Below are 8,928 nucleotides of genomic sequence, written 5' to 3'. Positions count from 1 at the left end.
CTAGACTTAGAAGGTTATATCAAACTAACTTAAATTTATACTAATCGAATCCAAAGGTCGCAGGTTCGACTCCTGTTGGGTGTACCAATTTCAAGAGTTACAAAAATCTTGTAACTCTTATTTTTGTATAAATTTATATATGTATTTATAAATAAAAAGTATTACTTTATAGACGTAATAAGGTAATTAATAATTAATTCTTATAATATATAAAGAAAACATATAGTAAAAATAAGTATATTTATATTTTAATGAGATTATAATATTACCAACTACGTCCTAAATCACCAGACATAGAGTTTTTAGTTAATTCAGTGTTTAAAACAGAGTAATGTTTCAATTTATTAGTATTTAAATCGAAAACAAATAAAATTTTATAATTTTTATTTGTTTTATAACCTAAAATTTTTTCATTTTCTTTTGTAGTTGCATTATAATCTGATGTTCCAAAAAAAATTTTAACTATAGTAGAATTTAATTCTTTTAATTGTTTATCAAAGGAACGGATTTCAAATATTTGATTTCCTTTATTACAACCAAGGGCTATATTATAAGATTTAAAAGTGAAATAATCACCTTTAGCATTTGGGACATAGGTTTCACTAGTTGGACTGCCTAATTTTGAAGTAACGCTATCTATTGATTCACCTATTTTGAAACTTGAGTTAATAATCTGACCTTTATTTGCAGAAGATTTTATATTATTTAATAATGCTATTGAATTATTATCTAAATTTTCTTTTCTAGAGGAAGATATATTATTATCAGAGTTATATTTATCGGTTGTATTTTTTAGGTCATTTTTAGTATTTGCTTTAGTATTTTTAGATTTTTCATTTGAAGAAGTATTTTTCTTTGGAGTTAAATTATTATTTTTATCTTTGGTTAAATTATTGCATCCTAAAAGTATTGAAGAAGAACTTATAATTATCAAGAAAGATAATATTAATTTTTTCATTTCAAACACTCCTTTTGTAAATTTAATTCCATTATACATATATAGATAAAAATTCAAATTAAATAAGTTTTAAAATTTGATAACATAGAGGTAACATATTCAGAGTGCTTTTACTGACGATTAAATTCATAATTCTAAATAGAAGAAGTTTTATAATATACTTAGTAAATTTATTATATTATTCAATTCTAAATTAAGATATTTATAAATAGGGTATTTTAAGCTTCTATTTATAAAATTAAAGAAGATTTAAGAGTTTTATATAAATTTATAGAATTCTATTTATTTAAGATTAAATTTAGTAGGAAAATGTAAAGATATTATGAAGTATAAGAGGCTTCAAATAATGAAATTCATTATTTGAAGCCTCCTATTAATTATTTCAAATCTTTTGAAGTAAATCCTAATGGAAGAATTTCTTTTAAGGTATATACTTTATAATCATCTACACTTTTAGCTAAATAGATTTTAAAAGTATCAGGATCGCAGAATTCTGACATTACTTGTCTACATACTCCACAAGGGGCACAATATTCGCCTTCTCCTTGTTTTACTCCGCTTTTATTTCCTACTATAACAATAGCTGAAAATTCAAGTTGTCCTTCTGAAACCGCTTTAAAAAATGCTGTTCTTTCAGCACAGTTAGTTGGAGTAAAAGATGCATTTTCTATATTACAACCTTCATATATTTTACCATTTGTTCCAAGTAGGGCAGCGCCTACATTGAAGCCAGAATATGGTGCGTAAGAAAATTTTTGAGCTTCAAAAGCTTTTTCTATTAATAATTTTTCATTTATCATAAGTTATCACCTAAACCTTTCATTATATAATATTAAGTAATTTATATTTATAATTATCATAAAGGGTTGCCTTATAATTATATAATAATAACAGAAATGTGTAAAGGTTTTCCTAAATTTAGTAGACTTAATTATTAAGTAGCAATTTAAAGAAAAATATAATAAAACTACTTTAGAAAAACTATAATATATTGTAATATATTAATATGGTATAGAAATAAATACTTATTATCAAATTGCAAAGTTTTAAATCTTTATTTAATGTAAAGGTTATATTGTTTTTAGGAGGAAGAATATGAAGTTTCCAAAAGATTTTTTATTTGGAGCAGCATCAGCAGCATATCAAGTAGAAGGTGCTTGGGATAAGGATGGAAAAGGATTAAGTAATTGGGATATTTTTTCTAAAATTCCTGGTAAAACTTTTGAGGGTACAAATGGTGATATTGCAGTAGATCATTATAATAGATATAAAGAAGATGTTAAATTAATGGCAGAAATGGGATTAGAATCATATAGATTTTCTATTTCCTGGCCGAGAATTATACCTGATGGTAATGGTAAAATAAATGAGATGGGAATAGATTTTTATAATGGATTAATAGATGAGTGCTTAAAATATGGAATAGTCCCTTTCGTTACATTATATCATTGGGATTTACCTCAAAGCTTAGAAGAGAAAGGTGGATGGACAAATAAAGAAACTATTGAAGCCTTTGTAAATTATGCAGAAGTTTGTTTCAAGGCTTTTGGTGATAGAGTTAAGCATTGGATAACTTTTAATGAGACTATAATGTTTTGTAAATTAGGTTACATAACTGGAGCTCATCCACCAGGTAAAATAAATGCGCAAAAAGAATATTTTGATGCAACTCATAATGTATTTGTAGCTCATGCTAAAGCAGTTAAAAAATATAAGGAGTTAAAGCAATATGGTGAAATAGGAATAACTCATGTTTTTAATCCAGCTTTTAGCGTTGATGATAAAGAAGAAAACTTAATAGCTGCAAGTCATGCAAATTATTATGAGACTTTTTGGTATTATGATCCTATATTAAAAGGAGAATATCCAGAATACGTAGTTAATGATTTAAAAAACAAAGGGCTTACTCCATATTGGACTGATGATGAGTTGCAACTATTAAAAGATAATGCAGAAAAAAATGATTTTATTGGATTAAATTATTATCAACCTCAGAGGGTAGAGAATAATACTGAAGTTGTAAAGATAATAGAAATGGATAGAGAAAAATCAACAGGTAGACCGGGTAATATATCCTTTGATAGTGTATACAAAACAGTAATGATGGAAGATAAAACATACACTAAATGGGGATGGGAAATATCACCGGAAGGATTTTTAGATGGATTAAGAATGTTAAAAGAAAGATATGGTGATATAAAACTATATATAACGGAGAATGGTTTAGGAGATGAAGACCCTATTATTGATGATGTTATAGTAGATGTTCCAAGAATTAAATATATAGAAGCTCATTTAAAAGTTGTTAAAGAAGCGATAAAAGAAGGAATAAATTTAAAAGGATACTTTGCTTGGTCAGTTATAGATTTATTAAGTTGGCTTAATGGATTTAAAAAGCAATATGGATTTATATATGTAGATCATAAGAATAATTTAAATAGAAAAAAGAAACTATCATTTCATTGGTATAAAAAGATAATTGAAACAAGAGGAGAAGAACTATAAAATTTTTTAAGATAAATTTTTAGATTTAAAGTATATTTTTAAAGGTAAAAGACTGTATAATAAGTTTAAAATAAAAAGAAAACTATAAAATTGATTTTAACTTACATATTTTATAGAGTTATTTTTATATAAATTTATTATATGGTCTTAATTTTTATATAATTATCTATAAATTTATTATAGGGATCATTACATTAATATATATTTTATTATATTAAGAGATTTTTAAATTTATAAAAGAAAATATTTTATTATGATAATAAATATAAAAAAATAATAAATTCTAACAAAATTTTTTTATTTATGATAAAATAATGAAACAATTAAATTATTGGAGGTAGTAAGTGATAGAGAAAAAGAAAAAAATTATTGATGATTATAATATTAAGGAAATTATTACTTGGTTAATTTTAGGATTTTTACTTACATTTATTTTAGAATCTATAACTAGAGCTTCAATATATGAAACAATTAGGTTTATTAAAGATAGATTTTCAGTATTCCTTTTAAATTATTTTATGATTTTAACAGCTACATCTATAATATTTATATTTAAAAAAAGAAGATTTTTTTATGGAATTATATCAATTATATTAGGATCATTATATATAATAAGTATGATTTTAAAAAAATTAAGGGGAACTCCTTTAACATGGGCAGACTTATATTCTTTTAAAGATGGAATAGCTATAGTAGGAAATTATGTTAATTTAAAATCTATTATTGCAATTATAATTTTTCTTCTAATTATATTTGTAATTAGTATCTTTTTATGGAAGGTTGATAATAAACCAGGAAAAATTGTGAATTTTAAATATTTAATAATTATAATACCTGTTATCTTTATAACAAGTTTTACACTTATTTATAATAAAAACACTGAAAATCTAAAGATATATAGATGGGATATGCCAAGTACTTATAAAGAAAATGGATTTTTATATTCATTTTTATATACTGCCAGTGGATTTAAAATAAAAGAGCCAGAAAACTATAATAAAGAGTATATTCAAGAAATAAAAGATAAAATGATAGAAACAAATGGATTAGCTAAGTTAAGTGATAGTAAAGAAGATAATAATATAAATATAATAAAGCCTAATATAATAATAGTTCAATTAGAATCATTTTTTGATCCTTGTAGGCTTAAGGGAGTAAATTTTAAAAGTGACCCTATACCTAATTTTAGGTATCTTTACAACACATCAACTCATGGTTATTTAGATGTACCAACCTTTGGTGGGGGAACTGTTAGAAGTGAATTTGAGGTTTTAACAGGATTAAATACTGATTTTTTAGCTGTAGGAGAAATTCCCAATAATAATATTTTAAAGAAAGAACCGGTAGAAAGTCTTGCTTATATATTAGGGGATAAAGGATATAACAATACTGTAGTTCATAATTATGAAGGAAATTTTTATGACAGAGATATTATATTTTCTAATTTAGGATTTAATAATTATATTTCTATGGAGTACATGGATAAACCTAAAAATGATCTTTCTATTTATTATCCAGAAGATCTATTAAATATGGATTCTATAAAAAAGCTTTTATTACAAAATGAACCTCAATTCATATATAATATAACTGTAGAAAGTCATGGAGGCTATGATAAAGAATATAAGGGAGAAGACTATATAATAGATGGAGATATATCTTTAGAAGATAAAAATCAGATACAGTTTTATATAGAAAAATTAAAAGGTGTTGATAAATATATTAATGAGTTAATAAATCATATAAAAAGTATAGACGAGCCAACAGTAGTTGCAATGTTTTCTGATCATTTACCATCTTTAGATATTTTAAATAGAGAAGATTCACCTATAAAGGGTAAGGAAATGTATAAAAGTGAATATTTTATATGGGATAATATAGGATTAAGTAAAGAGGAAAGAGATATTGAAGCATATCAATTAGGGTATAAAATTTTAAATTCTATTGGATTTAGAGGTGGAATAGTACCTACATTCCATGATATATATGTGGATAAAGATGACTATCAAGATAGATTTGAAAAATTACAATATGATATTCTTTTTGGAGATAAATATATTGTAGATGGTAAAAATATCTATAGTAAAAGCGATTTAAAATTAGGATTAGATGAAATAAAAATAGATAACTATATAATAGAAGGTGAAAATATTATAATTAATGGACAAAATTTCACAAATTCCAGTAAGATAATAATTAATGGTAAAATTTTAGATACAGAATTTAAAGATGAAAATACCTTAATAGCAGCAAATAAAATATCCAATATAAAAAGTATAAGAGTTGGTCAGATAGGTAAGTATGATAAAGTATTAAGTGAATCTAACTCTATATATTTAAAATAAGTAAATATATGAAGTTAATCCATGATATTTTCTATTAATTATAGATTTTCTATAATAATATAGTTTATAGTATTATAAAAGGATATTAATAGAACAAAACTATTAATATCCTTTATTATTTAAAAGATGAAGGTGGTAATATTGGATAATAAATATTCTAAGATTTTAAAGGCTGTATCTAGTGATGAATTTAACAATATAGTAAAGATAAAATTTTCTAATATAGATGTAGGATTTAATAATTTTACAAATGGAATTTTAGAAAATAATAGAGAATTTCAATCTAAAGAAAATATAGAAAAGAACTTTATAAGATTTATAGAAGAAGCATGCATTTTAAATGATTGTGATAAAGTAATAATAGATTTTTATTTAAATAAATTAAATGAAGAGGAGATAAAAAATTTATATTCTTTATTAGAAGAAGGAGATAAAGAAATATTAAAAGACCAGATAGATTTTATAGATAAAAAAAATATATATTTTCAATTAGACTATAATTTAATTCCTTTTATAGTTAAATTAAATACAAGAGAATTATTCTTTTCAACAATATATTTTACAAAGTTTCCTTGTACATTATGGGGAAATTATAATATGAAATTTCCTATATTTTTTGATAATATGAAATTTATTGATTTATACAAAGATTTAGCAGAAAAAAATAATTTAAATATAAATTGTATAAATTTAAAAAATAAAAAAGGGCAACTATAAACTTAATGCCCTTTAAAATCTTTGCTTAATATATGATTTTTTAAGCTAAATAAAATCCAAATAATATTGTGGCAACTATATTCATAGTTAAGCCTATAAGTAATTCAAAAGGAATAAGTTTCATTCTTTGTTTAATATTATAATTTACACTTGAAGCACTTATATGGAATAGATTACCGTGGGGTAAATCATCTATTACAGAAACACCGGTATGAACCATTTCAGCAGCGCCTATAGGATTAATACCCATATTAAGTATTGGTTGGCTAAATACTGTACTAGTTATAACAGAACCTCCTGTGATTGATGCAGATGCACCTCCCATTAAAATACCTGATATAGATGAAAGTAATATTCCAGGTATTCCAAAGCTACCTAATAAGTTAATTATAGTATTGCTCAAAGACGAATGAGATATTACACCAGCTAATGTACCAGTTCCTAATAAAAGAATAGCGGCTCCAGTCATTTTGTTTAAACCACTAGTACAATAGTCAAGAAAATGATTCTTCTTTTTCATAGCAATAGTTGCAGCTATTCCTCCTAATGGAAGAATTACCATAGAATCTAAGCTTAATTTAAAAATTGAATTTAATATTAATAATCCAACTACAACTAGAGGCCCTAAAATAGCAAGATGAAAGGAAGGCATTGATTTTTCTTGTTGTAGTGAATGCTCTAGCCTAATAACTTGTCCTTTATTTTTTAGGAAACTAGCAATAAAATATGTAGCTATGACCCCAAATAATGCTGGAACACCAGCATTTATCATAACAGTAGATAAACTTAAGTGAAAACCATCAGCTATTGCTATTGTGTTTGGATTTGGAGACATTATGTTTCCAGATTTTCCTCCACCAAGAATAGCAAGTAATACAGATGCTTTGGAGAGATTAGCCTTTTCTCCTAATATTAATGCTATAGGAGCTACGGTAATAACAGCAACAGGTAGTGCTACACCAACTCCGCAAATTATAGCTGAAGATAATATTATTGCTAATATTGATAGCTTTTCACCTAATGCTTTCATAATCGTATCAGCAATTTTATCAGCTGCTCCAGTTTCTATTATTACTCCTGCAAAAATACCAGCAGCTAAAACTCTAATTACTGCAGGTACTATGCTCTGGGCACCTTGAATTAATATATTAACCGTTGTTGGTAGAGGCACTCCCCCTAAAACTCCACCAGCTAAGGCACCGCCAATCATAGCGTAAACAGGATTCACTTTCTTAAAAATAAGAAATATAGCAAATATTAATCCAATAATGGCCCCTAAGGTACTGATTTCTGCCATAATAACCACCTTTTCATTTTTCAATATATGAATTTTAACATAAAAAATCATATCATAAAGTTATACAAAATATCAATTATTCTTTATAGAAAAGGTCAATATATCCTAAAATTGGTTATTTTTTTAGAGAAACATAATAAGTATTAAAATATGATTTATAAAAATAATTAAAGTATAAAAAGATTTAGATTTATAATAATAAAAAGTATTAATAAGTAAAATTATATAAGTTTTTCAAAAAATTATTTTGAAAAGAGAATTTTAAAAGTATATATTATGTGGAATAAAATAATATCATAATGAATAGAGAACTTATATTTAATATTTATATTATGAAATTAAGAGAAATTTTTAAGTTTTATATTATATTCTTAATAACTTATAGCTCTTTATATAAATTTAAATATTATTATTTTTAATATGTATATAAATATTAGTTTTATAAACTATTAAATTAATATTTTATAATTATTTATGAACTAACCATAATAAGGATTTACTTTAAATAATGATATAGAGAAAAGTTAAAAATATAAAAAATATATTAGTTATTATAAGAAGTGTAGTATTTATAAATAGGAAAATTAATATAAGGGTATAGTTTAATAATTATAGGTTTTTTACTAGAGAATTTTATATAAAGTATTCAATAAATGCTATAAATTTAATATTATCTATAGTATTTAAAAATAAACTAATCCTAGCGTATCTTTATAAGAAATTTTAAGAAAAATAAAGAAAAATAATAAAAATAATAGATATTTTAGTATATATATGTGTGTTTATGAAAGGGTAATATAATAATCATGATATTATAGATTTCGTTGTTCGGTGCAAGTCACCAAAGAAAACAACAAAATGTCAATTAATTGAGTTTTTCAGCAAATTCAAAAAAGTATTGACAAGAAAAAAACTTGGTGATAAGATAAAGAAGTCGCCAAGATGTGACAAGAAAACAAAAACTTGGTCTTTGAAAATTAAACAGAGAGAAACTTACAAAATCTTTTAAGATTTTTTAAACCAGCAATTCTTTTATATGAGTAAAGATTAAGCTTTTTAAATTGAGAGTTTGATCCTGGCTCAGGACGAACGCTGGCGGCGTGCTT

The 8,928-nt window shown here is 24.1% G+C and carries 6 protein-coding genes; 3 read left to right on the top strand and 3 right to left on the bottom strand.

Features of this window, described 5'->3' with window-relative positions; genetic code table 11:
• Positions 1 to 265: 265 nt before the first annotated feature.
• Together BUA70_RS12580 and BUA70_RS12575 are read right to left on the bottom strand one after the other, a co-directional pair.
• A complete protein-coding gene (locus BUA70_RS12580; protein WP_072897826.1) occupies positions 266 to 958 on the bottom strand; it encodes a YjgB family protein in 693 nt (230 codons plus the stop codon).
• 377 nt (positions 959 to 1,335) lie between these two features.
• Complete coding sequence (locus BUA70_RS12575; protein ID WP_072897824.1) at positions 1,336 to 1,758, bottom strand: cytidine deaminase; 423 nt, start codon at positions 1,756 to 1,758, stop codon at positions 1,336 to 1,338.
• A 295-nt stretch (positions 1,759 to 2,053) separates the two neighbouring features.
• On the opposite strand from BUA70_RS12575, the gene BUA70_RS12570 reads away from it, so the two are divergent.
• The 3 genes from BUA70_RS12570 to BUA70_RS12560 all read left to right on the top strand — a co-directional run bounded on the left by BUA70_RS12570 (position 2,054) and on the right by BUA70_RS12560 (position 6,525).
• Complete coding sequence (locus BUA70_RS12570; protein ID WP_072897822.1) at positions 2,054 to 3,463, top strand: GH1 family beta-glucosidase; 1,410 nt, start codon at positions 2,054 to 2,056, stop codon at positions 3,461 to 3,463.
• A gap of 344 nt (positions 3,464 to 3,807) precedes the next feature.
• Entirely contained in the window at positions 3,808 to 5,808 is a 2,001-nt protein-coding gene (locus tag BUA70_RS12565; RefSeq protein ID WP_072897820.1) for an LTA synthase family protein, read from the top strand.
• Between the two features lie 141 nt (positions 5,809 to 5,949).
• The gene (locus BUA70_RS12560; RefSeq protein ID WP_242977358.1) at positions 5,950 to 6,525 is read left to right on the top strand and encodes a hypothetical protein; all 576 of its coding nucleotides are present in this window, start codon (positions 5,950 to 5,952) and stop codon (positions 6,523 to 6,525) included.
• Between the two features lie 40 nt (positions 6,526 to 6,565).
• Here BUA70_RS12560 and BUA70_RS12555 read toward each other — a convergent pair whose 3' ends face one another.
• A complete protein-coding gene (locus BUA70_RS12555) occupies positions 6,566 to 7,822 on the bottom strand; it encodes a GntP family permease (RefSeq protein WP_072897815.1) in 1,257 nt (418 codons plus the stop codon).
• Positions 7,823 to 8,928 lie beyond the last annotated feature (1,106 nt).

This window comes from Clostridium fallax, assembly GCF_900129365.1.
Lineage (GTDB): Bacteria > Bacillota > Clostridia > Clostridiales > Clostridiaceae > Clostridium_AH > Clostridium_AH fallax.
This window is presented reverse-complemented; position numbering and strand designations above follow the sequence as displayed.